Origin of the sequence: Bacillus cereus group sp. MG20, assembly GCF_040459885.1 — a bacterium.
In the GTDB taxonomy this organism is placed as follows: domain Bacteria; phylum Bacillota; class Bacilli; order Bacillales; family Bacillaceae_G; genus Bacillus_A; species Bacillus_A cereus.
This window is the reverse complement of record NZ_JARVHF010000001.1, coordinates 4,554,931-4,581,318: the sequence shown is the minus strand read 5'-3', so window position 1 is coordinate 4,581,318 and position 26,388 is coordinate 4,554,931. Positions and strand designations below refer to the sequence as shown.

The window sequence follows — 26,388 nt, the reverse complement described above, 5'->3', positions numbered from 1 at the left end:
AGTAATGACCATACAAAAAGACTAACTTATTTTTAAGTTAGTCTTTTCCCCTTAATTAGAGTTAAGTTCTACTTTCTCTAACCCTTCAGCCAATTGTTTCTTATCTAGTCCTTCTCCTATTACTACTAAGTTTGTCGGGAAACCGAAGTCTTGTTCTAATAAAGTTGGTACTCCGAACGAATATTGGAATAGGTGAGGGTATTTATCTCCATGGAATTTCACAAAACCTTTCACTCGATAAATACTATCTGGTAAATTCGAAAGCCATTCATATAATTTGTCTTGTTCAATCGGTTTCGTAAATTGATACGTCATCGTTTGTATATGTAAATGCTGTTTGACATGTAGTGTCTCATGTTCCTCATCATTTGGAAATTCTGCTTCCTCTATATCTTTTAAAGATATATTGCAATACTTTGTCTCATACATTTTCGCATGATCATTTATTGCCTCTACTTCTTCAAATACTGTGTTCTTATCTTCATCTGTTAGTAAATCTGCTTTATTAACAAGAATGTGACTACCAAATTTCAGTTGCTCATGCAATAGCTGTTGTACATTTGCACTTAATATACTTCGGTTTAACCACCTTACTGCATCTAAAACGACTACAATTGATTTTACTTCCAGAAAAGGAGCTAAAATTGGCGAGACACACGCGTCTAACACTTCAATTGGATGCGCAACACCTGTCGTTTCTATATAAATTACATCTGGTCTTTCTTGTTGGTATAACGAATGTAATTGTATTTCAAGCTCTTCTTTTAATGTACAACAAATACATCCTTTAAGAAGTTCTCTTAAAACATTCTCTTTTCCAATAATATCTGTATCTACCGAGTATTCACCAATTTCATTCATTAATACTGCAACTTTTCTATTCTTCTTTTTCTCTGCTAACAATAAATTTTGTAATAATGTTGATTTTCCACTACCTAAAAAACCACCTAATATATGAATCTCCACTTTATTCATTCAACCGACCATCCATTTCTTTACTTCAAATGTATTCAAAGCGTAATAATTACGATTTATATTTATCATTTTATTAAAAGAATGACCATTTGTAAATATAAGAGATTCACTGTTCATTTACTTCATATGCAACTCTTACTCCAGACTCAATTGCCCCTTGCATCCATCCATGTGTTAATGTCGTATGCTCTCCTGCAAAATGTACTTTTCCAGATGGTGGTGTAATATACGGAAATAACTCGAGCTCTTGGCCTGGTTCGAAAGCTGTAAATGCACCGCAAGAATACGGATTTTTACTCCAGCTAAAAGATGTTCCAGTGACAAACTCACTATAGACGATGTCACCGTATATTTCCGCTAAATTTTTTAATGCGTAACGAATACGATCTCTTTGCGGGAGACTATCCCATGTTAACGCCTCATCTGCCCACGTATAACTTGCTATTACGATAGCTGGTCCTGGAGTATGAATGCCATAACTCGGATAGTATGTAAACCGTATCGGTAAATCAGTAATAGATTTACCGCCACACTGTCCCGCTTTCTCCCAAAATCTACTTTTAAACTCTATTGCAATTTTAGTTGCAGCAATATAATTTAATTCACGAATTGCTCTTTTTTTAAAATAAGAGAATAAATAGTATGGCTGAACTTCTACAAATCTTAACGCTGAAAATGGAATTGTAATAATAGCAAAATCACTTGTTATTGTAAATTGCTCTAACGTTTGTTCATGATTTCCTTGTAACATTACTTTATTATCTTCTTGTATAATTTTATCAACCTTATACGGCATTAAAATATGTTCTCTTAATTGTGGTAAGAATGCATTCGATAACTTATCCATTCCACCAGTTACTTCATAATATTTCGTTGTTGAAGTAAAGAAAATCATTTCACGTAATACTTCAATTAAGGACATTCCCATATAAGCTTCCATATCAAGAAGTACCCCAATCATATCTATTGCACCATCTGAATAATACTCCATTAAAAATGAACCAAGCGAATACGTTTTATACTTTTTTTCAACAATAAGCCAGTTTTTATCAGGATCCTTCTTAATATAATTTAGTATTGGTTCTAATACCTCAATCATTAGCTCTTCTGCCGTTTTTCCTCTTTCTTTATCCAAAACCGGATATTCAAGTACACTTGGATCATTTTCAAACACATTCAATCTCGTTTGAATGTTATTCGTATAAATGATATCTGCAAAAGTTTTATTTATAAAAAGGTTTAAAGGTAGTTTAAATTTATGAATATACGCTAAGGTTAACTTATGGGTGTCAGGGATTCTCATCGGTCCCGCATTAAAATATAAACCCACACTAAATGGTTCCCGAATCGTATACACCCTGCCACCTATTCTGTTATTTGCTTCTATAATCGTTACTTCGTGCCCAGCCTCTTTTAATAAAGAACCTGCAACTAATCCAGAAATCCCTGCACCTGCAATCGTAATCCGTTTTGGGTTATTCTTTTTAACAAGCCCTGCATGAATAATATGAAGCATTTCTTCCATTGCTAATGGGTTCCCCATGCCATTTCCCCTTTTACAAAGGATTTTACTGAATTATATTCGGTTCACTGAATTCCTATGTTTTGTTCGCGGATTTGCACGGATACATTTTCAAATACTTGAATATCTTTTATAAAATGTAATAAACTAGATATGACTCTATAGAAGTAAGACGTATTATCTTACATAATAAAATCAATGAAATTGCGAGGAATTTTGAAATGAAAAAAGGTATTAACCGTGTTGTATTAGTAGGAACAGGAGCAGTTGGATGTAGTTATGCTTACTGCATGATTAACCAAGCCGTAGCTGAAGAATTTGTTTTAGTCGATGTAAATGAGGCAAAAGCTGAAGGGGAAGCAATGGATTTAAGTCATGCTGTTCCATTCGCACCAGCTCCAACTAGAGTATGGAAAGGCAGCTACGAAGATTGTAAAGATGCTGACCTTGTAGTTATTACAGCTGGATTACCACAAAAGCCAGGCGAAACACGTTTAGATTTAGTTGAGAAAAACGCTAAAATCTTTAAACAAATCGTTCGCAGTATTATGGATAGCGGATTTGATGGCATCTTCTTAATCGCAACAAACCCTGTAGATATTTTAACTTACGTAACTTGGAAAGAATCTGGTTTACCGAAAGAACGTGTAATCGGTTCTGGTACAACGCTTGATTCTGCTCGTTTCCGCTATATGTTAGGTGAGTACTTCGATATTGGTCCACACAACATTCACGCTTATATTATCGGAGAACACGGCGATACTGAACTTCCTGTTTGGAGTCATGTTTCCGTTGGTATCCAAAAACTACAAACACTGCTTGAAAAAGACAACACGTATAATCAAGAAGATTTAGACAAAATTTTCATAAACGTCCGTGATGCAGCTTACCATATTATTGAGCGTAAAGGCGCAACTTATTATGGTATCGGTATGTCACTTCTACGTGTTACAAAAGCAATTTTAAACGACGAAAATAGTGTATTAACTGTATCAGCTTACTTAGAAGGTCAATATGGTCAAAAAGATGTTTATATCGGGGTGCCTGCTGTTTTAAATCGCGGCGGTGTTCGTGAAATTTTAGAGGTTGAATTAAGTGAAGAAGAAGAATTAAAATTCGATCACTCTGTTCAAGTATTAAAAGAAACAATGGCTCCGGTTCTTTAATTAAGATAAAAAGCAATCCAATTTATTTTGGATTGCTTTTTTATCTTAATTATCCCCTATGACCTTTTAATGATTTTCTATCATTTCTTATTTTTTAGTCGCATCCTCATTATTTATATCAAGTACATCTAATAAAAAGATAAAGATTGGTATCCCGATAATAAGCCCCCATATTCCGAGGAAATGCTCTGAGAAGATGAGAATCATAAATGTATAAAAGATTGGTAAATTTGTTTTTGCAGACATAAACTTCGGATTTAAAAAATAACTTTCAAGAGCATGGATTACTGTTATGAACACGAGTATGTATACTACGTACATAACTCCGCCTACGTTGTAAGCAATGATACAAAGTGGAAACAAAGAAATAATCACACCAGCAACAGGAATCAACCCTAGTAAGAAAACCATAACAGCTAATACAAGTAGCTGTGGAAATCCTAAAACAATTAATGCAATGACAGTAAGAATACAATTTACAACGGCAATTAAAAACTGAGCTTCAATTACTTTTCCGAACGATCTTGCAAATCTTTCACCAAAATATGCAATTTCCTCATAAAAGATTTTTAACTTACTATCTTTAAACTTAGATGTGAATGTAATAATACGCTCTTTTTCTAATAAGAAAAATAAGCTTAAAATTAGAGATAATAATATTTGTAAACTTACCTTCCCTATATTTGCTATTGATTGATATATAACATCTACACCTTGTTCTATATATTTTGATACTTCCATCCCATTAATTGTCGAAAGTACATATTTAACGATTTCATTATCAGGTGGATTTTGAAAAAATAGTTTAAATTGATAAATTAATTGTGAAATTTGTATCGTCAGCACAGGTAAATATTTATATAACGTTGTGCCTATAAAGGAAACTAGTATTATATACAAACATGCAATAACAATTTTCCGGTTTACTTTCAATTTTCTTGAAATAAAACGTTGAAATCGATCCATTAAAAACGTCAGTATAAACGTAATTAATATTAAATTGATCATACTTTTTAATGCATATAATACAAGCGCTACTATTATTAAAACGAGAAACCGTTGAAACCCTCTACTTCGAAAAAAACTCTTTACTTCATTCATTAAGAATTAACCTCCCCCTTCAATGGATGGAAATTGAATATATTACATTTTATGAACTTCTATAGACAATCTTTCTTACTAATTGAGAAGAATCCTTTTTTTCTTTTCATATTGTTAGATTCGTTTAACTGGAATCCACCAACATATTTCGGTGGACTCCAGTTATTTTTCATATAATCTTTTTATATACTAGGTGATTTTCTATTTTTAGACTGCTGTTCATACGCATATCCCATATTGAAAAGCTCTCTTTCACCAAACTGTTTCCCTACAAACACTACACCGATTGGTTCTCCATTTTTATCATATCCAGCAGGAACCGCTAATTCCGGATAACCAGCTACAGCTGATAGAAGAACTTCATCGTTATTAATCATAACTAGAGCATCCAAACCTTTTTCTACTAAATACCTATCTAGCTCTTTTTTTGCATTTGCTTGACTCGTTTGTACTACGTTTTCGAACTCTTCTTTCGTTATAGCAGATTTTTCAGACCCCTCAATTAATGTTTGTCCGTATTTTATTCGTCTTTTACTATCCTTTTTTTTAAACGCTATAATCTCTTCTAACGATTTTACCGGTATATTTTTTTGCTGCGAAAAATAGTCGTTTACATTATGCTTGAACTCATATTCTAATGTTTGCAAATTATCTACACCCTCAGCACTTAACTGGATATTATCAGCTAATATCGCACCTGCCTCTTGAAGGTCTTTTCTAATTTTTTCTGCTACTGTTTTTCTATTTTCATCTTGTTGGTCTACAGAAAAAAGAAGCCCTATCTTTTTCCCTTTTAATCCATCTATTGATAAATCCTTTGTATAATCAATTCTTTCTTTATCTTTCATTTTTTCTGTCATAACATCTTTTTCGTCATAACCTATCATTGCATTAAATAACGTTGCTGCATCTTTTACTGTTCTTGCCATAGGTCCTGCTGTATCAAGAGTTTCAGCTAATGGAATAATTCCTGTTCTACTTACCATACCTAAAGATGGACGTAACCCAACTACTGATTGCTGCGCCGCTGGTGCAACAATCGATCCCGTCGTTTCTGTTCCAATTGCAAGCGGCGCAAAATCTGCCGCAACTACTGTAGCAGATCCTGAACTTGATCCTGAAGTATCGAATGTAATCGGACCGTACGGGTTTAAATTTTGTCCTTTCTTCCCGCTATACCCGCTTGGCATTGTAAAAGATAAATAGTTCGCCCACTCAGACATATTCGCTTTTCCTAAAACAAATGCTCCTTCTTCTTTCAACTGCTTCACAATTGTTGCGTCTTGATCTGCAATCCAATCTTTTAATACATAAGTTCCTGCACTAGTCGGCATCACTTTTTCCGTCTGTACATTATCTTTTACAACGACAGGAATACCATATAAATTCGAATTTTTGTTTCTACCCCGCTCTTGATCTAACTTTCTTGCTTCTTCCATCGCATTAGGATTTATCTCTGTAATAGAATTTAATGTTATTCCATTTTGATCATGTTCTTGTATTCTAAAGAGATAAATGCTCGTTAATTCTTCATATGACAACTTTCCATCATCAATCATTTTTTGAAGCTCATCTACAGTCGCATTTACGACTTCTTTTTCTTTTATCTTTACATTTTCTATATTGATTCCTTTAAGCTGATTATGTATCGGTTGTAGCACTCTTTCTTTATCATATACAATACGCTCAGGTTCCTTTGGAAAATAATTTTTATACACGTAATATCCGCCGGCACACGCTAATAAGACAATGCCTCCAGTGATAGACAGCGTTACCTTTACCCATTTCTTCATGTTTCTTCCTCCACTCTATAAGATGCTTAGCTATACAAAAAAGAGAGTTACCTTTTACTTAACTCTCTCCAATCAAAATGCTAAATAAAAAAATGAAAGATTTCAATCTAATTACTTCTTTTTTTGCATTTGCTTTGCTAACATTTCTTTCACTTGATTATACGTTAATCCTGAATTTTTATTTAAACGCTTTACTTCCTCAACATCAGTACCTACCACTGTATATTTTTTCTCATCATTCATTTTTCTAATTCCCTTCTCACCGTATTATTTCTTATATTTCTTCCCTAAATGCGCATAAATTAACACCACTACAAAAAAGGAAGCTGTTTTTAAACACAGCTTCCTTCTCGTTACATATTGTATTTCTTAATAAAATTTCACTACATCTTCAGTAGGCAAGAACGTTCTTTCTGCTGGTTGTTCGTTTGGTTCACCAAATGGCATTTGACCTACTAAGCTCCACTCTGCCGGAATGTTCCAAGTTTCTTTCACTTCAGCATCTACGATTGGGTTGTAATGTTGTAATGACGCCCCAATTCCTTCAGCAGATAATAGCATCCACACAGTATGTTGTAACATCGCATTTCCTTGATGAGACCAGAATGGGAACTGATCTTTATATAATGGTGCATTTTCTTGCATTTTTTCTACAGTTGCTTGATCTTCAAAGAATAGAACTGTTCCTACACCTGCATGAAAACCTTTTAGTCTTTCTACAGTCGCTTCAAAGTTTTCTGCTGGTACACGGGCTCTTAGTGTTTCTTTAACGATATCCCAAAACTTTTCATGCTCTCCATCCATTAATACAACCATACGACCACTTTGCATATTGAAAGATGTTGGTGCGTGTAAAGCTGTTTTTAACACTTCTTCAATTCTTTCTTTGGTAATTGCATCGTTTTTTGTTACTTTACGAATTGAACGGCGGTTCACGATTGCTTCTTTTAAGTTTGTTGTAGTTGCTGACATTTTAATTCCTCCAAATGTTTGTTTTATAATTTATTTTGTTATTTCATAACAAGCGAATTAGCAATATCCATCGGTATTACATTGCATACCTTCAAATGAATTTGTTTTATCCTTTTCAATTTCTTTATCAATGACCCTTTCTAGTGTTTCTTTACTAGCAAGCCCTTGAATGACTTCATCTCCAATCATGACAGTTGGAACAGCCATAATATTCGCTTCATCATATGCGTGTTGAATTGCTTCTTGATGCTTTTCTTTATATTTACGAGTTACTAAAGCATCTTTAAATTCCGCCTCAGGAAGTCCTACTTCTACCGCTAATTTTGTTAACACATCAATATCTTCAATGTTTTGCTCTTCTTGGAAAAATGCTGTGAATACGCGGTGATGATACTCATTACCTAGTCCACGTTCTTTCGCAAATTGACATCCTTCGAAAGCTAAATGTGTATATGGATGTGGTGAAACACGTGGCAAGCGCATATCAATTCCTAACTTCTTCGCTGTCGGAAGAATGAAAGCATCCCATGAACCTAATTTTTCTGGTTCATTCCATGGATCTATTTTTGAATATGGACTTGGACGTAATTCAAATGGCATCCATTCAATCTCTACATCTTTCTCTTTCGCTACCTCATCTAATGGACCTTTTGCTAAAAAACAAAACGGACATATAAAATCTGAGTATACTTTCATTTTTACAGTCATAACTTTTACACCTTACCTTATCGTTGTAATCAAATTAGTTACATTAATAATAAAAAAATATAAATATTATTTAAGCATTCATTTTTTCTTGCAAAGTTTCAAACAACTGCCCCATCGTAATATTTCTCAAAACTTCTTCCATCGCGGATTGTGCTTGAATTAAAATAATTTCTAACACCGCTTGAATATTCGCCCCAATTGGACAATCTGGATTCGGTTGCTCGTGAATATGAAATAGCTTGTCTTCTTCGACTACGTTCACTGCATGATACACATCTAACAATGTGATTTGATGTAAATCCTTTAGTAATCCCGCGCCACCCGGTCCACGATTTACGTAAACAAAGCCAGCTTGTTTCAAGTACGACATGATTTTACGAATGACTACTGGATTTGTATTGACACTCTCAGCCATATAGTCTGAAGTACAAAGTGAAGATGGATTGTTTTTCAAAATAGATAAAATATGAACAGCTATGGAAAAGCGGCTACTAATTTTCATCGTAATCACCACCTCGATGTAATCATTATAGTTACAACTAAAAAATAAGTCAATCCTTTTCATAGATTTTTTATAAGTAAATTAAAAAGTGTCCCATTATGACATATGAGACACTTCTTTTTATTCTGCAAATAGCGATTGAAATTCTTCAATAAATAGCTGCACAGCGATTGAAGAATCCTTTAATGAAGGAACAGCTAAAGCAATCTCTCTCCATACTTGTGGTTCCAATTCTCTCGTTTGCACATTTTTTGGTAAATTCGTTAAAGATAATTCAGCTAATATTGCAATGCCTAATCCTTCTTGAATCATATTTAAAGCTGTAGTAACTGTCGAAATTACATACTCAGCCCGAAGTGGTACATTTGCTTGTTTAAACATATCAATAATAGGTGGTTCGTATCCGCCCTTACATAATATGATTGGTTCATTCTCTAAATCACTAATTGTAATAGAGTCCTTCTTACAGAGAGAATGATCCTCTCTTAAGATAGCAACCATTTTCCCCTTCGTTAATGGAACAATCTCCATATCTTTATTAGGCAAAATAACAATTCCTATATCAATAACCCTCGATACTAACCAATCTTCAACTTCTTTAATCGTTCCTTCACAAAGAACTACTTCTAAGTTCGGATACTTCTCCTTAAAAAGGTTTATCATTTTGGGTAAGAAATGTGCAGAAGCACTCGGAAAACTACCAATTCGAATCGTCCCAACTTCGTGTCCTTTCTCCATCGCAACTTCTTGTTCAATCTTCTCTACACCGTTCAAAATCTCTCTAATATGTACAAGAATCCTGTTTCCTACATCCGTAACGAGGAGGCCTTTTCGTTTATCACGTATAAGAATAGTAACTCCTAACTCTGACTCAATACTTGAAATCGCATGACTAACAGCTGGCTGCGTCATATTTAATACCCTGGCAGCTTTCGTAAAACTACCTAACTCAACAGTTTTTATTAATACTTGCAGTTGTGTAATGGTCATAACTAATCACTTATACTCCTCATAAAAAAGATTCATTTTATTTATTACAGTCGATATCATATCATAGTGAAATGAATAACAACAAGGAGGTCTTTCAGTGACACAGCTTTCTCGAACTAAGACGGCCATAATCCTTACCTTTCTCGTTTTCATGTGGGGAATCAATTGGCCTTTATCAAAGTTTGCCCTGCATTATACACCACCTGTTTTATTCGCAGGCGTTCGAACTTTAATTGGAGGATTTATTTTACTCCTGTTCGCATTACCGAAATACAAAGAGTTACATTTAAAAGAAACGTGGCATTTATACGTTATTTCTTCTTTACTTAACATCATTATATTTTACGGATTACAAACTGTCGGCCTTCAATATATGCCTGCTGGGTTATTTTCCGCCATTGTATTTCTACAACCAGTTTTACTCGGTATTTTCTCGTGGATATGGCTTGAAGAATCAATGTACGGCTTGAAAATTTTCGGGCTTGTTCTCGGATTTATTGGTGTAGGCGTTATTAGCTCAAGCAGTTTAACAGGACATATTTCTGTTATTGGAATCCTTCTCGCGTTAGGATGCGCTATTGGCTGGGCACTTGGCACAGTATTCATTAAGAAGACTGGTCACCGTGTTAATGCCATTTGGATGGTAACACTTCAGCTTATTATTGGTGGCCTTTGCTTAATTGGATTTGGTTCAGAGTTTGAAAGCTGGTCTAGTATCGCTTGGAGTATGCCATTTGTTAGCGTACTTCTCTTTATTTCATTCTTTGTTATTGCAATGGGGTGGCTTGCATACTTCACACTTGTTGGAGCTGGTGAAGCAAGTAAAGTTGGGGCTTATACCTTCCTCATTCCACTAATAGCTATTATTGTAAGTTCAATTTTCTTACATGAGGCTATTACCATTAGCTTATTCATCGGACTATTATTTATTGTTGTGAGTATTTGTTTTGTAAATATGAAACCGAAAACACTTGCTGTAAGGCAGCAAGTTGAAATGAAATAAACGTAAGAAAGAGCCTACTGTTTGTAGGCTCTTTCTTACGTCTTACTTTTTACGACGTACTACAAGAACACACGCACTTACCGACGATACAATCGCTAAAATAGATAAGACAATTGCTATCGTTGTCATATTACTTGTACTCTCATTTTTTTCAATACTAGACACTTCACCATGTTCTCCTGTTAATGACGTACCTTTTGCAATTGTAGTAAGTGAATGCGGTTTTTCAGCTTTTTCATCACCTGTCCATTCAACAATTTCTCCGTCTTTATATTGTTGATATGCGTCCCAAGCTATTTTTTGCTCTTTATCCGGATTTTTAGCGACGAAAGTAAATCGCTGGAACTGGCCGGTTAAAATCCCTTCTCCTGTCGCTTCCCATACTACAGTTTTAACTTTTCCGGCTGTATCTTTTTGCTCCTCAACTTTCCATCCTGGGACTGGTTCATACTGTTGGAACTCTACTCCAGACGGTATTTTCAGTGTAACTTTCGTCGTTGCTTCATTTTTTTCAACTGGTACTTTTATCGTATAAGTCTCCCAAGAACCAATATCAGAAGTTGCTGGTTTTACAGTGACGTGCGCACTAACAGGTAACGAAAAAATTCCCATTGCAATAATTGTTGCGATCATTGTTGTTCCTAATTTTTTTATACGTTTCATTTTCTATTAGCTCCTTTTCATACATAGCTTCTTTTTATCTGCCACCGACAATAAATTTAAAATCTGTATCGAAACTATCAAGAGATTTTGTTAATCCATGAACATGTATATTCCAGTTTCCTGTCATGTTAATATACATACCTTCTGCTTCATATTCTCCCGGTGAAACTACTGAAACTTTAAATGAACCTTTTCCCATGTTCATATCTAATGATTGAGTCGTCAATATCATTTGTTCCATATCAGTAATAGGCTGTCCCTTTTCATCCTTTAGTGTAATATGGAATTTATTTTGTCCTACCTTATTCGGACTTACATTTAGCGTAAGTTCATATCCATTATCTAATTGCTTACTCTCTGTAAAAGGTCCAGTAGGAGGCATCGGTGGTGTTTGTACGTTTGTCATAAAAGCTACGATGACGAAAATGATAATTCCAATGATAAACTCTACTTTCACCGTAGCTCCTAATCCTTGCTGCGCTCGCATTCTCCCTTTCACATAATGAATAATTCCCAATATCCCCATGAAAATGAATAAAAGTATCTTTGTTAATAAAGCCAATCCATACTTCGTATCAAATAACGAGTGGATTGTTGGAATAAAAAATGTACTGTTAAAAAGGCCTGTTATTAAAATCACGATGACAGCACCTGTTGCCCACGGTGAAAAACGCTTAATCATATCCCAATACATATGCCACTTGTTATCCTCATTACGTAAAAGAAGAATAATAGATGATAAACCACCCACCCATAATGAAGCTGCGAATAAATGTAGAAAATCCATAACGACAGCAATGTCTTTAAACTTTAAACCATATGCGTGACTATTAAATGCTTTCATAACAAGTAACCCTATAAATAATAGTATTGGAATACTCCATACTTTAAACGACGAAAACTTCTCATGCTTCACCGCAAAATACGTAACAATTATAAGCGTACTAATGAGAACCATTTGAGTGATCCATATATAACCAAAAACAGAAAGCTGTAATGTTTCTTTTAATAGTAAAGGGTTGAATGCTTCTAGCCACGAAACATCGGCATTTATTTTCGCTTGCAATGGTAGGTTGAATAACAAGCTAATAAATATCCCAAATAAGGAGATCCATATTATGTTCTTACTCCTTGATCGAACCGAGGTTGCATTCCCTTTATACATAATAAGATTAAAGAGGAGAACTCCTAAAAATAGCGAGAAACTCGTATATAGAATCCCACGTTCCATAATCATATCGATTTGCGGGACATACCCCATCTCTTCCACTTGTATATCGTCTGTTTCCGCTTCCGCTAATCCAATCCGAAACGGGATAACTCCTTGAATTGGATGTCCATCAGCTGAAATCACTTTCCACTGAATGGAGTAAAGACCATTTTTGAGATTGTCTTTTAATCCAGCTTCTAATAGCTTTTTATTTTTTTTATCAATATGAGCATCTTTTGAATCGACTCTTTTACCTGATGTATCTCTCACGTACAATGTATTAAAACTTGAAACTTGTATGTCTTCATCGAATTCGATTTTTACAACAGATGGTGCTTTCTTCAATGTTTCATTTTCAGTAGGGTTTGATTTCACAACGTACGCATGAGCAAATGCACTTTGCGGTATCAATATGATAAGCACACACACAAGTAATAGCCATATCCCTAATCTTCTCATTACTTTCTCACTCATTTCACTTCTCTCTTCCTCATTGCTCTATTTTCATTACTTTAACTTCCAAAGTTTGATTCTCCGTAGAAATATTAACCTGGTTAAATATAAATTTCTATAAAGTATAACTCTTTATTTCTCTTCCACCTCCAAACTTTCAATATAATAGTAACTATAACGATAGATACAACTTACATTTTTAAAGTCGATTGTTATTATATCATAAAATATATTTATGTAAGTTATCAAAGAAGAAAAGTTATCGTGAATCATTTGTGAAGAAAATGTGAAATACATAAATAAAAAGGTATTACGTTATTACGTAACACCTTTTAAAAAATGTCCCTCTTCTATTTCTCTTCCGGATAATCACAATACTCGATAATCGTTCCTTCAGTATCCGCTGGGTTAAGATAAATTAATCTTCTGCCGTGTTTATTAATTCGAAGTGTATGCTCTAACGTTCGAATGCCTTGTTCTTTTAACTCTTCTAGAGCCACATCTAAATCATCGACACGATACGCAACGTGATGAACACCTTTACCTTTTTGTTTAATAAAACGGGCAATTGGAGATGTCGTATTATTCGTCGGTGCAAGTAATTCAATTCTATCTCCATCCACTTCAAGAATGGCTACTTCGCTTTCCACACCAGGAGCTTCACTTACGTAACGATCTATTAAAGTTCCTAGTAACACATTTTCATAAAAACGTATCGTACTATCTATATCTCGAACTGCGATGCCGATATGATCAATTGTTTTTTTCATTTTATTTCCCCTACTACTTTATTTTTTCTATCCTTATCAATAGTAACAAAAAAAGTTATAGAAACAAGTTCTATAACTTTTTTATTTAACCTATTTTCTTATTCGCACTAGCTGGTTGAACTTGATTTTTTGCTTTTACAACACTAATGCCATATCCGATAAATCCACCGATAATCGCTGGGAAGATCCAGCCTAATCCTACTTCCTGCATCGGAAGGAATTTAGTGAACACTTGGCTTACTACTTCAATGTTAACTCCAGATGCACTTAATCCATCGAATAAGCTGATGATAAATGTTACGATTAAGCTCACTTGATAAACTTCAGCTCTTCCTTTGAATAATGAATGGAAGAATGTTAAGAAAATCAATACGATTGCTAGTGGATAAATTGCTGTTAATACTGGAACAGAAACTGCGATTAACTGTGTTAATCCTACGTTTGCAACAATTGCACTAAATACACATAGTGTGATTGCAATTGCTTTGTAAGGAACATTTGGGAATAACTTATGGAAGAATGAAGAACATGCTGATACAAGTCCCACACTAGTTGTTAAACAAGCTACTGTAATCATTAATCCTAATAATACTCCGCCATATGATCCGAAATAGTAGTTAGAAACTTTCGCTAATACTTCTCCGCCGTTTTCTAAATGTCCAAGCTTTGCAACACTTGAAGCACCCATATAAGAAAGAGCTGTATAGATAATTGCTAAAATAGATGCTGCAATTATTGTCGCTTTTGCACAAACGACCATAATTTGTGTTTTCGTTTTCGCACCTTTTTCTTTAATAGCATTGATAATGATAATCCCGAATACGAATGATGCGAGCGTATCCATCGTTAAGTATCCTTCTTGGAATCCTTTAAAGAATGCATGTGATGTATAAGCTTCCACTGGTGCTTGCATATCTCCAATCGGATGTATAAAAGCAACGATTACTAAAATACCGATGAAAGTCAACTTAATTGGCGTTAAGATTTTTCCAACAATATCGACAATTTTCGCGGGATTTAGCGAAAAAAAACAAGTGATACTAAAGAATATAATTGTGAAAAGAATTAAAGGTGTAGAACCTACTCCTTCTGGCATAAACGGCTTAAGACCAATTTCATAAGAAACATTTCCTGTTCTAGGTATTGCAAATAACGGACCGATTGCTAAGTATAAAACTGTTGTAAACACAATCCCGAACACTGGGTGAGCGCGACTTGCTAATGACTGTAAATCATCTTTACCTGAAAAACCAAATGCTAGTACACCTAGTAATGGTAATCCAACACCAGTTACTAAAAATCCAGCGTTAGCAATCCATACATTCTCTCCTGCTGATTGACCAAGCATCGCTGGGAAAATTAAATTTCCTGCTCCAAAAAATAGTGCAAATAACATTAATCCAATAACTACTATGAACGAAAACGGTACTTTATTCGCCATAATATAACCCCCATTCAAATTTCCTTATCTCATTTTCCAATTTTAACTAATTGAATTTTCTGAATATTTAATTTAAGTATCAACTATTCTTGAACTCATTATAGTTTGCTATATAATATTTTGCAATACTATTTTCGAACTTTTCTTTTATTTTATAAATATACATTTTTTAACATGAAAAATAGACTAAAAAACCAACACGGTCATCCATGTTGGTTTTTCCATTTACTATCATAAATTAAAATTTCGCTGCTACTTTTTTAACGTTTTCTAGACCTTCTTCAACAATTTGTTGTGAACGATCTGGATATTGATTGTGCCCTTCAATTACAACTGTCTCTGGATTTGTAATTCCCCAGAATCCAAGTACAGTTGTTACGTAATTAACTGCCATTTCCATAGGAGCCATTTGCTCTGAAGAGTAATCTGAACCACGAGCACCTAACACAACTACTTTTTTACCACCAACTAAACCTTCTGGGCCATTTGCTGTATATTTAAACGTTTTTCCAGCTTGAGATAAGTATGAAATATATGTGATTAATGGTGCTGGTACTGTAAAGTTCCATAATGGGAATGCAAATACAACCTTATCAGCTTCTAAAAACTGATTTAAATATTGATCTACTGTAGCAACTGCCTTCTCTTCTTCAGCTGTTAACTCCATGCCTTGGCTACGTTTATATCCACCTGAAATCGCGATATTTCCGTAATAAGGAAGATCTAATGCAAATAAATCTAATTCCGTAATTTCTGTATTTGGATTTGCTTCTTTATAAGTACTTACAAATGTTTCATACATTTTTGAACTAACTGCTTGCTCCGCTGGACGATCGTTTGCTTTTACAAATAATACTTTTGACATTTTTTTATTCCCCTCTACATTCGTATTTTCTTCTTTTTTACCAAATAATGAGCTAAATAGTCCCATTTTCTTCACCTAATCTTTCTTTTCATATTCATTATTCATCATCATAAAAATTCTTATTCTAAGAAAAAGTTCCAATAGATACCTTAAGTTAAGCTATCAAAACTTTTTGTTATTTAATTACCTTATGTAAGTGATTGTAATATAGTCACTTACTTTAGTCAAGTAACTTTTAATAAAAAATAAAATCTCAACTTAAAAATATTAACTAAAATACAATTGAACACCAAATACATCTTTATTACTTGTATAATAAACTTAGAGAGGAAAATTCATATATAGAAAGGATTTATTCATGAGCACTATAGAAAAGATTCAAACTTTTATTATTCTTTTTGCTGTTACATGCGGCATCGTACTCGGACAATTTAATATGATACATACGTATTCAGACCAGTTTATTGTCCCCTTCTTATTTTTCATGCTATATGGATTATTCCTCAGCATCCCATTAAAAGAAATAAAAAACGGATTTCGTAATTTAAAATTTGCTGGAACAAGTCTTACTATTAACTTCTTATGGACACCTTTACTCGCTTGGGGATTAGGAGCACTATTTCTTTCAGATCATCCAGCACTTTGGGTTGGATTTATAATGTTAATGGTTACTCCATGCACAGATTGGTACTTAATCTTTACTGAAATAGCGAAAGGAAATGTAGCACTTTCTACTGCAATTTTACCTGTAAATTTAATTTTGCAAGTACTACTCCTTCCAATTTATTTATTTTTATTTGCTGGTGTCATGAAAACTGTAGCGGTTTCTGTTTTAGTAGAAAGTATTGTTATCGTAATCGTCTTACCATTTATACTTGCACACGCTACAAAATTCATTATGAATAAAATGAAAAAAGCTGAAACTCTCGAGAATAAACTCATTCCGTTTTTCAGCTCTGCTCAAATTGTATTTTTAAGTTTAGCAATAGTAGCGATGTTTGCATCACAAGGTAAATATTTACTTCAAAATATGAATGTCGTTTTATTATTACTCGTTCCTGTTCTATTGTTCTTCATCATTAATTTCTTACTAGGACAATTTATCGGGCGCATCATGCATTTATCTTACAAAGATACAGTAAGTCTAAGCTTAACAACGTTAGCAAGAAACTCACCTGTTGCACTCGCTATCGCTGTAACAGCTTTTCCAGACGAGCCTCTTATCGCACTTGCACTCGTTATTGGACCGTTGATTGAGTTACCGGTACTAGCTTTTGTTTCACAAGTTTTGTTGCTTATTAAGAAAAAACGGCAATACGCATAATAAAAAACGTCCCATTTTGGGACGTTTTTTATTATGGAAAGATTACATACAACACTTATTTCTTATTTATCAATACAAATGAAATTACCGAAACTACAAACTTAATAATACCAATTATAAAATGATCGGCTCAAAAAATTTTATATGTTATAGAGAATTAACTTTTCGTTACATTAACAGATCCTTTCTAATTAAAAATGATAGGAAACGTAAATATAACGAAAGCTGCCCAAAGTCCGTATATTGGCAAATACTTCGTAACGGCATCTTGGATAGCTTTTGGTCCTGATTTATTTTGCAAGAAACGCATATAGGCAAACATAATCCAAATGAGATTTGCCCAAATCACTATGTTTACTCCTAAAACAGCAAGTCTATTAGGTGTAATCCCGTAAGAAGAAAGTCTAAATACTATGGCTGACAATGCGACAGTGTCAATAATAAGCGCCAGAACAATTAAGGGAAAATTTATATAATCTGAAATATTCTTTTTCTCGTCCGAGTCACTTTCAACGATAGAAAATATAGTAACAGCCAATACAACAAGGAGGATTCCGTTGAAGGCCATTAGGAAATTGCGATCCAAGAACGGATTTTTCCCGACCCAAATTACCGTTATAAGATAGATAAGCAACGTGATCAGGACGAGAGGACTAAAAATTTTAGATATGTATGGTGTAATATTTTTAGCAAGCTTAAGATTCATTGATACTAAGTATGCAGCCACAATAGCGAGAGCCGCTGCTCCAAATAAAACAACATTACTAAAATAGAATTCTCCTATATCTAAGTCAACAAAGCTAAATAAACGCATGGTGAATACTGCTAGTATCATTCCGCTCACTGCCATGCTGGCGTAGAGAAGACAATATTCTAAATTAAATTTTATATAGGCTAATCTTGTACTGCCTTTTGAATATTCATTTCCTGTAAACGCAAGCCCTACTAAGACCCATAAAAATATAGGAAGATGTAAATAAGCAAGAATGGTACTGTCTTTATAATTTAATGGCAACGTATTAAGATACATCCCGGAAATTAGGAACAACGCTGCAAGGGAATAAATAATACTTTTTTTGGGAGTATTATTGTAAACAAAATAAGCAGCAATAAAGGGAATTACACCAAAAGCCAAGTTAATTGGAGCAATTGCTTCCTGTTCGACAAAGTGGAAAATGACCCTGGTGCTTATGCCGGCCAGAATAGCTAAAAGGCCCATGAATAAGAAACCTTTTTGAAACAAAGATGTTTTTTCTTTATTTACTTTCTCCTTGAAATGCAACCTTTCATACCAAGCACCTAGAACCTGAGAATCAGGGTTTTGGTCCCATGCTTGTGAGAATGCTTTTTTAAAAGCTTTCGGATCTTTTCTATACATCTTCTCCAACTCATGGGGGTTATCCATATTTTTAACAATCAAATTGTTAATGTTCATAGTTATACCTCCTCTAATTTTAAAAATAAGGTTGTTACCTTTTAACAAAAGCACCTCACTCATTTATTATGATTTTGATTTTAATACAAAATTTATCGTTTTACAATAAAAAATTATTATTTAAAGGATTTTTTTTATCGTTAAATTTTAAATAAAAGAATAACAAAAGAGCATGACAGTTTTATGTCATGCTCTTTTAACAAATTAATTCTCAAATACAAAATTAATCTTATTATCTTTCCACTCTAATTTCGCATCAAACGTTTTCTCGCCCTTTTTAAAGCCTTTAATTAAATCAGTCTTTTCACCTTTTAAGAGCTTTGTCATATTCTTTTGCGAAATTGTTTTACTTAATATCTTCTTTGAAATGGTGAAATCACATTGCGTTGTATTATAGTTAGAACAACCGTAAAACGTTGACTTATCAATTACATCACCATCACATTTTTTACAGCTACCAACCTTTTTACCCGTTGTAAATTTCGATCCTTTCCGTTCAATCGATTCAACATGTAGTCCCGTGAAATCCCACTTCTCAGACATTTCCACTGCGTCTTCAATAATTTTAGCTGATAGCTTTTTCGTCTGTTCCATAAATGTAGCTGGTGAAGCTGTACCTTCACCAATTTCCGCAAGACGTTGTTCCCATTTCGCAGTCATTTCCGGTGAAGCTAGTATTTTATCACCAATTGCGGTAATTAATACTTTTCCTTTATCAGTCGCATACACTTGGTTTTTCTTTACATCTATATACTTACGGTCTTTCAGCATCGTAATAATACCTGCGCGAGTCGCTTCCGTACCTAAACCTTCTGTTTTCTTTAATACTTTCTCCAGCTCTTCATTCTCTAAATACTTACCAGCTGTTTTCATTAACGTAATAAGTTGTCCTTCTGTATAGCGCTTCGGTGGCTGTGTTTTTCCTTCTTTCACTTTCACCTTTACAACTTTTCCTTCTTCGCCTTCAGCTACAATTGGAAGAATGGTTTCGTCATCTTTATCGTCTTGGAAAATAACTTTACGCCAACCTTCTTGAATTTGCTGTTTTCCTTTTGAAATGAATTCAGCACGTTCATCTACAAGCGTTACAATCGTTGTATAGTCAAAGATTGCAACTTCATAATGAGCTGCAATAAGCCTTCTTACGATCATATCGTATATTTTCTTTTCATCACCTGATAGTCTGCTTGGGTTTGTAACTTGCTCTGTCGGAATAATTGCGTAGTGATCTGTTACTTTCTTTTCATTTACATAACGCTTGTTATTCATAATGGATTCAACCGGAGCCGGTAATAAGCCTTTATATTCATCAAACTGACTTAACTTCTGTAAAATATCAGGGAACGTCGCTGCTTCTCCTTGTGTAACATAGTTAGAATCTGAACGTGGATAAGAAACAATCCCTTTTTGATATAGTGCTTGCGTTATATCAAGCGTCTTTTTCGGTGAAAACTTAAAGGCTTTATTTGCCGTTGCTTGCAGTGATGATAAGTTAAATAAAAGCGGCGGCTGAAACTCTTTACGCTCCGTTTTCATTTCCTTCACAACAGCCGGTTTCCCTTGGCAAAATGTCGCAATTTTATTCGCCATATCAGGATCTTTTAAGCGGGATTCATTATCCTTTTCCCATTTTCCGTCATATTTCTTTCCTTCTATATTAAAGGTTGCAAACACTTCCCAGAAAGGCTCTGACTTAAAGTTTTCAATTTCTTTCTCTCGCTTTACAATCAATGCTAACGTTGGTGTTTGGACACGACCAGCAGAAAATACATCATTCATTCCTTTTTTCTTTAACAAAATACTAAAGACACGTGATGCATTCATACCAACAACCCAGTCAGCGCAAGATCTTGTGTATGCTTCGTAATACGTATTAATTGTATCTGATTCATCAAGTAGATTTTTAAATCCTTGGTAAATAGCTTGCTTCGTTAAAGATGAAATCCATAGACGTTTCATCGGCTTTTGCACGTTACAAAGATTAATAATATTTCGTACGATCAGTTCCCCTTCACGACCAGCATCTCCTGCGTGAATGATTTCTGTTACCTGTGGATTATGTAACAGCTGTTTCACAACGTTAAATTGCTTATACTTTGACTTTGTTACTTCAAATTGAAAACGTTCTGGAATCATCGGTAATGTATTAAGTGACCATTTTTTCCACTCTGCGTGATAATGCTCTGGATTACATAACTGCGTCAAATGACCAATTGCCCATGTACAGTACGCTCCATTTGGAAATAACTCATTCGCTTCTACCTCTAAATATCCATCTTTCCGGCGATATTTAAACTGTGAAACAAGAGCCAACCCTTGATCTGGTTTCTCGGCAATAATTAATTTCATTTTATAACTCCCTATCTGTATTCCAGTGTTACTTTCATTGTCTATATGTTTAGAAGCGATGATAAAACAACAATCTTATTTATCATTCGCGGTTTGTCTCGCAAATGGGAGACCTATAATATTATACGCTTATTCTTTATGGCTTCACAATAGAAACTCATAATATAACAATTTCTTTCACATGCTTATAATTAAAAAAGACGCCCTAACAAATCAAGCGTTCCTTTGCTTACATCTATGAAATTGTGCAGATAATATGCAGATATTAATAAGCATAAGTACCCTCCATATAAACATATGATGAAATGAACGATAGGACAAGGAGGTATCATAATGTTTGCTTATACGTTAACTACCTTAACACTTTGCTGTACCTCGATTCTTATTACATCCTATATTTCTAAACGTAAGGGTACCCTAATGGAGTATATGGTATTTATTATGTCTTTTAGTATGAGTATCGGTTTAAGTATTGGTTTTTACTTAGGCATTCTCTTTAAGGGGGAATTACTATATTCTACTTTGCTTGCTATTTTAATTAGTGGTTTTATCGGTTTCTTAATCGGTCTACGTTTTCACCTATATACTGCTTTAGAAGGAATGTTCTCTGGATTAATGGCAAGTATGATGGGAGCAATGATTACAGAAATGTTAAACGCTCAACAAGCTCATAATATATTGTTCATTAGCCTTTTACTTACTATAACGATTACTATGTCCTGTGTGATTCAATTGTTATCGGAGAACTTTTCTACTTTTATTCAACAGCGTTTTTTGTTATTACTTTCAATTAGTGTAGTAATTATCGTTGCCGTATTCGCGACATTCCCAGATCATACTCCCTCACCTTCATCCGGGCATGATCAACACATACATTAGTACTTGCAACAAAAATGAATAAGCAGCTATCCAAAGGATAACTGCTTCCTATTATTCTGGCTTATTAGGAATGTTTTGGTTTGGAACATAGTCAGATTTATAATCTGTATAGTTCACTTCCGTTACCATCCCTGCTGAAGCATGGTGTAAATCGTGACAATGGAACATCCACTTACCCGGATTGTCTGCTACAAAGGCTACTTCATATTCTTCACCCGGTTTTAAGTTCAATGTATCTTTTACAATTGGAGAACCTTCTATCGGTTTTCCATCTTTACTCAACACCTGGAAAAAGTGTCCGTGTAAATGCATTGGGTGATCATCCATTTTAGAACGATTTACCAACTTCACTTTTACTAAATCACCCTTTTTCACTTCAATTGGGTCAATATCCGGAAATACCTTTCCGTTAATTGTATATACCATTTCATTTCCATTCATTTGCGTATTTAAGTCCATATTATATGTGGCAGTATACTCTTGATTTAATGTGAAACTACCTAATTTTTTAGTACCATATTTCATTATATCTACTTTCGGTAATTTTTCTTTTTCGTCTGCTTTATCTTTCATCTCTTTGCTGCCATCATACTCAATAACAGCTTTCATTCCTTTTGCACCTTTATTTTTTGAATGGTCTTCAACATGCCATTTCCCAGGATTATTAGCAGTAAATTCAATATCATAACGTTCACCCGGTGCGATTGAAATTACTTTATCCTTTATAACTTTTGGATCGTTTATTGGTTGACCATCTGTCGCAATTACTTTTATATCATGGCCATGAACATGTATATCATGTGATAGATAACCAGCATTGACGAGTCTAAGACGAACGTTATCTCCCTTATTCACTTTTAATGGCGCTACTAAATCACCGCTTTTTCCATTGATTGTGAATAAATCGTACATACTCATATCATGACCTTCCATCTTCATATTTCCATGGTCCATTCCTTCCATATTACTAGAGTCTTTTTTATCACTGCCCATGTTCATATCAGAATAATCCATGCCGTTCTTATCATCATTCTTTTCCCCATTTTCATTACCTTTAGATTTATTACCTATTTGCCCTTTTGTCATTTCTTTTAACTGCTTATTAATTTCTTCTTTATCTGTAACCCATTCATCCAACATTAATGTGTAATCTTTATCATATTTTTCCTTTGTATCTTCTACAATGAGCGCTCCATACAAACCTCTATCTAATTGATTTACAGAATCTTGATGCGAGTGATACCAGTACGTTCCTGGTACGTTCGCTTCAAATTCGTAAGTGAAACTTTTTCCTGGTTCAACTGCATCTTGTGTCACGCCTGGAATTCCATCCATGTTATTTGGGACAGGATATCCATGCCAATGAATAGATACTGGTGCAGATAATTCATTTTTTAATGTCACTTTCACCTTTTCACCTTTTTTCACCCGAATTTCTGAACCAGGAGATGAGCCATTAAATGTCCAGACTGGAACAATAACACCGTTACTTAATTTTTGCTTTTCTTCTTTCGCTATTAAAGTAACTTCTGGTCCTTTTTCAACCTTCAATGGTGTTGTAGCTGTTTCAGTCTGTAGTGTTTTTTTATCATTCATATTTTTATGATCATTTGTTGTATTTGTCGTCACAGAACAGGCAGCAATTAAAAATATTACAGAGACTGTAATGGCTGCTAATACAAATCGCTTCATGGAAAATCCCCCCTTTTTCTTTTTCAAAATCATTATAGAAGTTGATTTTCAAGAAAATAAGGAGATGTAATTAGATCTTACGTAAGCTAATTGGAAGATTACTAAAAGCGGAGACATTACAAGAGGCGAATATTTTAGAAATACAAAATGCTTTCCTTGTAGCGACTATATTAGCCGTTCTCGTATTTGTTTTGACGTTATTTCTTAAGAAACAATAACACTGCTATTATTAAATAAGAAAAATGTAGCTAAAATGCTCTTCACAAAAGAACTTAGATTTTTGTATAATAAGAACTAATGTTCTTTACAGACAATGGACTCAAATTACACAAATATATCAAATAGAAGAGGATTGATATACGATGAAAATTGATAGACCAAAAATTTCACCAGAGTTATCTTCAAAGAATTTTCAAGATATTTTTTATGAAGAAGATCCAACATTAGAAGTGTGTGAAATTCTAGACTCCACTTTCGAAAATGAATCTGTAGATAGAGTGCGATTGTATGATGCAGTGATAAAGAATTGTAAATTCACTAATACAGACTTTAGCAATATTGATATTACAGATGTTTGTTTTGAAAACTGCGATTTATCAAATGTTAATTTAAGCAATTCTTCTGTTCATAGAGTCGAATTTAAAAACAGTAAATTAATCGGGGTTAATTTTGCAGAATCTAGCTTAGGAAATGTTAAATTTGAGAATTCAATTTTGAATTTAGCGGCATTTGGAAATTCTAAACTAGAAAAAATTATATTTAATGAAACTTCATTAAATATAATTTTTTGACTGTAAACTTAAAAAAGTTGAATTCCAATTATGTAGTCTTGATGAAGCTAATTTTGATCAGACATCACTGAAGGGGATAGATATTAGTTCTTCTACCTTTGATACACTTACAGTTTCAGTGAACGATTTAAGAGGATGTAAAGTATCAACATATCAAGCTGTTCAGTTTGCTACTTTATTAGGATTAATAATTAAAGATTAGTATTTCGAAGAAAAGAACCCTATCCCGAATCATGGATTTTTTAATTGTCCACGATTCGAGATAAAGTTCAAATAAATTAGTGATGACTCTTTTATTATTTAACTACAGCTTGGTTTCCTTTTACATGTTCATTATTTACACTCATAAATTCTTCAATTTCTTCAACTTCTCTAATGATATCTTTTGACAAGTTTTCATACCCGTCTTTCGTTACAAGAATGTCATCTTCAATACGAATTCCAATTGATTCTTCTTCAATATAAAGACCAGGTTCAATTGTTATAACCATACCTTCTTCTAACATTCTATCTTTATATGTTCCTACATCATGTGTATCTAAACCAAGGAAATGGCTGACACCATGATAATAGTATTTTGATAACTCTTCATCTTCTTGAATTAAACCAATTGCTTTACACTCTTCTGCCAGTACCTTTTTTGTATGCTCATTTAATGCAGCGAACTTTAATCCCGGCTTAATAATCTCTGTTGTTTCTTTTAATGCTTTTAATACAATATTATAAATTTGTTTTTGACGACTAGAGAATATTCCATTTGCCGGGAATGTATAACTAATATCAGCGTTATAGTAGTCTTTTTGAGCACCTAAATCTAGCAATACTAAATCACCATTTTGAATTTGTGCATCATTATCTTCATAATGAAGAACTGTAGCATTTTTACCACTTGCCAAAATTGTATTGAACGCATGATGCTTAATGCCAGATGATTTCAGTGTAAAATCAAATTGAGCTTCTAATTCATACTCCATCATGTCTGCTTTTGCATGCTTAAGTACGTTGTAAATACCGTCTTTCGTTATAGCAATCGCTTCTTTAATAATTTCAATTTCTTCCTCGGTTTTAAAAACTCGTAATTCACAAATGTTCGGATATACATTACCAATTGTTACGTGTGGGTATTGTTCTCTTACATGTTTAGCAAATGCTAATGTTTTTGTCTCCGTACCATTCCACTCGCGACGTTCTATATCTAAATATAGATGCTTCGCATTTTCTGTAAAGAGTATATTTGATACTGCTTTTTCAAAGCTATCTAAATATAAAACTTTCTTTATACCTGAAATTCCCTCTGCTTCTTCGCTAGAAACTGTCTTCCCAACCCATTTTTCCATTACTGGATCTGATTTTTCAATGAAAAGTGTCTCTTCTACACTATTCCCAAACTTTTTCAGCATAAAAATAACATTTGGTTCATCGATTCCCGTTAAGTAGTAAAAATTACGATTTGGTACAAATTTATAATGTGCATCAGCTGACATATGCGGTGCTTGTCCCCCAAATAAAATCGTAACGGATTCATCAGGTAATGTTTTCGTTAGTCTTTCTCTATTTTGAGCAAAAAATGTTGATTTCATAATAATCCCCCTAGTGTTCTATGTATGCTTGTGAAACTAATCATCAATACAATTCATTCTATTATTGTTATAATTTTTCGTCAATTAATTATACTCATAGCGAAAGGAGAATTTTCATTACTAGGGCCCCTTCCACGCTAAATTATGCATACCACTCCACAATTTCTTGATATTTATTCCATATACTTAAAATCTCATGTATAG

At 33.9% G+C, this 26,388-nt stretch carries 22 protein-coding genes and 1 pseudogene; 5 read left to right on the top strand and 18 right to left on the bottom strand.

All coding sequences use genetic code 11. The features are described 5' to 3' along the window. Positions 1-51: 51 nt before the first annotated feature. Positions 52-975, bottom strand: a complete 924-nt coding sequence (locus QCI81_RS23545; RefSeq protein ID WP_001044937.1) for a CobW family GTP-binding protein — start codon at positions 973-975, stop codon at positions 52-54. A gap of 106 nt (positions 976-1,081) precedes the next feature. Next, the gene (locus QCI81_RS23540) at positions 1,082-2,518 is read right to left on the bottom strand and encodes a flavin monoamine oxidase family protein (RefSeq protein WP_000528004.1); all 1,437 of its coding nucleotides are present in this window, start codon (positions 2,516-2,518) and stop codon (positions 1,082-1,084) included. 200 nt (positions 2,519-2,718) lie between these two features. On the opposite strand from QCI81_RS23540, the gene QCI81_RS23535 reads away from it, so the two are divergent. Next, positions 2,719-3,663, top strand: coding sequence for an L-lactate dehydrogenase (locus QCI81_RS23535; RefSeq protein WP_000715322.1), 945 nt, complete (start codon positions 2,719-2,721; stop codon positions 3,661-3,663). An 87-nt stretch (positions 3,664-3,750) separates the two neighbouring features. Here QCI81_RS23535 and QCI81_RS23530 read toward each other — a convergent pair whose 3' ends face one another. From QCI81_RS23530 to QCI81_RS23500, 7 genes are all read right to left on the bottom strand, one after another. After that, positions 3,751-4,764: an AI-2E family transporter gene (locus QCI81_RS23530; protein WP_001006602.1), complete on the bottom strand. Its 1,014-nt coding sequence runs from the start codon at positions 4,762-4,764 to the stop codon at positions 3,751-3,753. Positions 4,765-4,946: 182 nt separating this feature from the next. Further along, positions 4,947-6,557 carry an amidase family protein gene (locus QCI81_RS23525; protein ID WP_071730975.1) on the bottom strand — a complete coding sequence of 537 codons (1,611 nt, stop codon included), beginning with the start codon at positions 6,555-6,557 and terminating at the stop codon, positions 4,947-4,949. 111 nt (positions 6,558-6,668) lie between these two features. Next, positions 6,669-6,800 (bottom strand): hypothetical protein, encoded by a 132-nt coding sequence (locus QCI81_RS23520; protein ID WP_000997344.1) that lies wholly within the window; start codon positions 6,798-6,800, stop codon positions 6,669-6,671. 126 nt (positions 6,801-6,926) lie between these two features. Then, positions 6,927-7,529 (bottom strand): nitroreductase family protein, encoded by a 603-nt coding sequence (locus QCI81_RS23515; RefSeq protein WP_001277021.1) that lies wholly within the window; start codon positions 7,527-7,529, stop codon positions 6,927-6,929. Positions 7,530-7,586: 57 nt separating this feature from the next. After that, positions 7,587-8,237 (bottom strand): DsbA family oxidoreductase, encoded by a 651-nt coding sequence (locus QCI81_RS23510; RefSeq protein ID WP_000216673.1) that lies wholly within the window; start codon positions 8,235-8,237, stop codon positions 7,587-7,589. A 70-nt stretch (positions 8,238-8,307) separates the two neighbouring features. Continuing rightward, positions 8,308-8,739 carry an Rrf2 family transcriptional regulator gene (locus QCI81_RS23505; RefSeq protein ID WP_065483208.1) on the bottom strand — a complete coding sequence of 144 codons (432 nt, stop codon included), beginning with the start codon at positions 8,737-8,739 and terminating at the stop codon, positions 8,308-8,310. Positions 8,740-8,859: 120 nt separating this feature from the next. Beyond that, the gene (locus QCI81_RS23500; RefSeq protein WP_000156774.1) at positions 8,860-9,729 is read right to left on the bottom strand and encodes a LysR family transcriptional regulator; all 870 of its coding nucleotides are present in this window, start codon (positions 9,727-9,729) and stop codon (positions 8,860-8,862) included. Between the two features lie 97 nt (positions 9,730-9,826). Here QCI81_RS23500 and QCI81_RS23495 point away from each other — a divergent pair, with 97 nt between their 5' ends. Continuing rightward, entirely contained in the window at positions 9,827-10,732 is a 906-nt protein-coding gene (locus QCI81_RS23495; RefSeq protein ID WP_023521703.1) for a DMT family transporter, read from the top strand. Positions 10,733-10,774: 42 nt separating this feature from the next. Here QCI81_RS23495 and QCI81_RS23490 read toward each other — a convergent pair whose 3' ends face one another. From QCI81_RS23490 to QCI81_RS23470, 5 genes are all read right to left on the bottom strand, one after another. Beyond that, positions 10,775-11,395, bottom strand: coding sequence for a YcnI family copper-binding membrane protein (locus tag QCI81_RS23490; RefSeq protein WP_000821382.1), 621 nt, complete (start codon positions 11,393-11,395; stop codon positions 10,775-10,777). A 34-nt stretch (positions 11,396-11,429) separates the two neighbouring features. Next, positions 11,430-13,079, bottom strand: coding sequence for a copper resistance CopC/CopD family protein (locus QCI81_RS23485; protein ID WP_071730973.1), 1,650 nt, complete (start codon positions 13,077-13,079; stop codon positions 11,430-11,432). Between the two features lie 329 nt (positions 13,080-13,408). Then, positions 13,409-13,828 carry a VOC family protein gene (locus QCI81_RS23480; protein ID WP_000750850.1) on the bottom strand — a complete coding sequence of 140 codons (420 nt, stop codon included), beginning with the start codon at positions 13,826-13,828 and terminating at the stop codon, positions 13,409-13,411. An 85-nt stretch (positions 13,829-13,913) separates the two neighbouring features. After that, positions 13,914-15,269, bottom strand: a complete 1,356-nt coding sequence (gene brnQ / locus QCI81_RS23475) for a branched-chain amino acid transport system II carrier protein (protein ID WP_071730971.1) — start codon at positions 15,267-15,269, stop codon at positions 13,914-13,916. A 238-nt stretch (positions 15,270-15,507) separates the two neighbouring features. Continuing rightward, a complete protein-coding gene (locus tag QCI81_RS23470) occupies positions 15,508-16,200 on the bottom strand; it encodes an FMN-dependent NADH-azoreductase (RefSeq protein ID WP_000522528.1) in 693 nt (230 codons plus the stop codon). Between the two features lie 292 nt (positions 16,201-16,492). On the opposite strand from QCI81_RS23470, the gene QCI81_RS23465 reads away from it, so the two are divergent. Next, the gene (locus tag QCI81_RS23465; RefSeq protein ID WP_000103823.1) at positions 16,493-17,458 is read left to right on the top strand and encodes an arsenic resistance protein; all 966 of its coding nucleotides are present in this window, start codon (positions 16,493-16,495) and stop codon (positions 17,456-17,458) included. A gap of 187 nt (positions 17,459-17,645) precedes the next feature. Here the strand turns inward: QCI81_RS23465 and QCI81_RS23460 are convergent, their stop codons facing one another. Together QCI81_RS23460 and topB are read right to left on the bottom strand one after the other, a co-directional pair. Beyond that, positions 17,646-18,893 (bottom strand): DUF4153 domain-containing protein, encoded by a 1,248-nt coding sequence (locus tag QCI81_RS23460; protein WP_063547071.1) that lies wholly within the window; start codon positions 18,891-18,893, stop codon positions 17,646-17,648. Between the two features lie 204 nt (positions 18,894-19,097). Then, on the bottom strand, positions 19,098-21,242 hold the full coding sequence (topB, locus tag QCI81_RS23455) for a DNA topoisomerase III (protein WP_071730970.1): 2,145 nt from the start codon (positions 21,240-21,242) through the stop codon (positions 19,098-19,100). A gap of 333 nt (positions 21,243-21,575) precedes the next feature. Here topB and QCI81_RS23450 point away from each other — a divergent pair, with 333 nt between their 5' ends. After that, positions 21,576-22,121, top strand: coding sequence for a hypothetical protein (locus tag QCI81_RS23450; protein WP_000458538.1), 546 nt, complete (start codon positions 21,576-21,578; stop codon positions 22,119-22,121). 51 nt (positions 22,122-22,172) lie between these two features. On the opposite strand, the gene QCI81_RS23445 is transcribed toward QCI81_RS23450, so the two are convergent. Next, the gene (locus QCI81_RS23445; RefSeq protein ID WP_071730968.1) at positions 22,173-23,813 is read right to left on the bottom strand and encodes a multicopper oxidase family protein; all 1,641 of its coding nucleotides are present in this window, start codon (positions 23,811-23,813) and stop codon (positions 22,173-22,175) included. Between the two features lie 362 nt (positions 23,814-24,175). Between QCI81_RS23445 and QCI81_RS23440 the strand changes: the two are divergent. Beyond that, positions 24,176-24,806, top strand: a pseudogene (locus tag QCI81_RS23440) (pentapeptide repeat-containing protein). Between the two features lie 94 nt (positions 24,807-24,900). Here the strand turns inward: QCI81_RS23440 and QCI81_RS23435 are convergent. Then, on the bottom strand, positions 24,901-26,184 hold the full coding sequence (locus QCI81_RS23435; RefSeq protein WP_071730967.1) for an aminopeptidase P family protein: 1,284 nt from the start codon (positions 26,182-26,184) through the stop codon (positions 24,901-24,903). Positions 26,185-26,388 lie beyond the last annotated feature (204 nt).

Coding starts and splice junctions, on each gene's coding strand:
- QCI81_RS23545 (WP_001044937.1), bottom strand. CDS start 975: ATGAATAAAGTGGAGATTCATATATTAGGTGGTTTTTTAGGTAGTGGA.
- QCI81_RS23540 (WP_000528004.1), bottom strand. CDS start 2,518: ATGGGGAACCCATTAGCAATGGAAGAAATGCTTCATATTATTCATGCA.
- QCI81_RS23535 (WP_000715322.1), top strand. CDS start 2,719: ATGAAAAAAGGTATTAACCGTGTTGTATTAGTAGGAACAGGAGCAGTT.
- QCI81_RS23530 (WP_001006602.1), bottom strand. CDS start 4,764: ATGAATGAAGTAAAGAGTTTTTTTCGAAGTAGAGGGTTTCAACGGTTT.
- QCI81_RS23525 (WP_071730975.1), bottom strand. CDS start 6,557: ATGAAGAAATGGGTAAAGGTAACGCTGTCTATCACTGGAGGCATTGTC.
- QCI81_RS23520 (WP_000997344.1), bottom strand. CDS start 6,800: ATGAATGATGAGAAAAAATATACAGTGGTAGGTACTGATGTTGAGGAA.
- QCI81_RS23515 (WP_001277021.1), bottom strand. CDS start 7,529: ATGTCAGCAACTACAACAAACTTAAAAGAAGCAATCGTGAACCGCCGT.
- QCI81_RS23510 (WP_000216673.1), bottom strand. CDS start 8,237: ATGACTGTAAAAATGAAAGTATACTCAGATTTTATATGTCCGTTTTGT.
- QCI81_RS23505 (WP_065483208.1), bottom strand. CDS start 8,739: ATGAAAATTAGTAGCCGCTTTTCCATAGCTGTTCATATTTTATCTATT.
- QCI81_RS23500 (WP_000156774.1), bottom strand. CDS start 9,729: ATGACCATTACACAACTGCAAGTATTAATAAAAACTGTTGAGTTAGGT.
- QCI81_RS23490 (WP_000821382.1), bottom strand. CDS start 11,395: ATGAAACGTATAAAAAAATTAGGAACAACAATGATCGCAACAATTATT.
- QCI81_RS23485 (WP_071730973.1), bottom strand. CDS start 13,079: ATGAGTGAGAAAGTAATGAGAAGATTAGGGATATGGCTATTACTTGTG.
- QCI81_RS23480 (WP_000750850.1), bottom strand. CDS start 13,828: ATGAAAAAAACAATTGATCATATCGGCATCGCAGTTCGAGATATAGAT.
- brnQ (WP_071730971.1), bottom strand. CDS start 15,269: ATGGCGAATAAAGTACCGTTTTCGTTCATAGTAGTTATTGGATTAATG.
- QCI81_RS23470 (WP_000522528.1), bottom strand. CDS start 16,200: ATGGGACTATTTAGCTCATTATTTGGTAAAAAAGAAGAAAATACGAAT.
- QCI81_RS23465 (WP_000103823.1), top strand. CDS start 16,493: ATGAGCACTATAGAAAAGATTCAAACTTTTATTATTCTTTTTGCTGTT.
- QCI81_RS23460 (WP_063547071.1), bottom strand. CDS start 18,893: ATGAACATTAACAATTTGATTGTTAAAAATATGGATAACCCCCATGAG.
- topB (WP_071730970.1), bottom strand. CDS start 21,242: ATGAAATTAATTATTGCCGAGAAACCAGATCAAGGGTTGGCTCTTGTT.
- QCI81_RS23450 (WP_000458538.1), top strand. CDS start 21,576: ATGTTTGCTTATACGTTAACTACCTTAACACTTTGCTGTACCTCGATT.
- QCI81_RS23445 (WP_071730968.1), bottom strand. CDS start 23,813: ATGAAGCGATTTGTATTAGCAGCCATTACAGTCTCTGTAATATTTTTA.
- QCI81_RS23435 (WP_071730967.1), bottom strand. CDS start 26,184: ATGAAATCAACATTTTTTGCTCAAAATAGAGAAAGACTAACGAAAACA.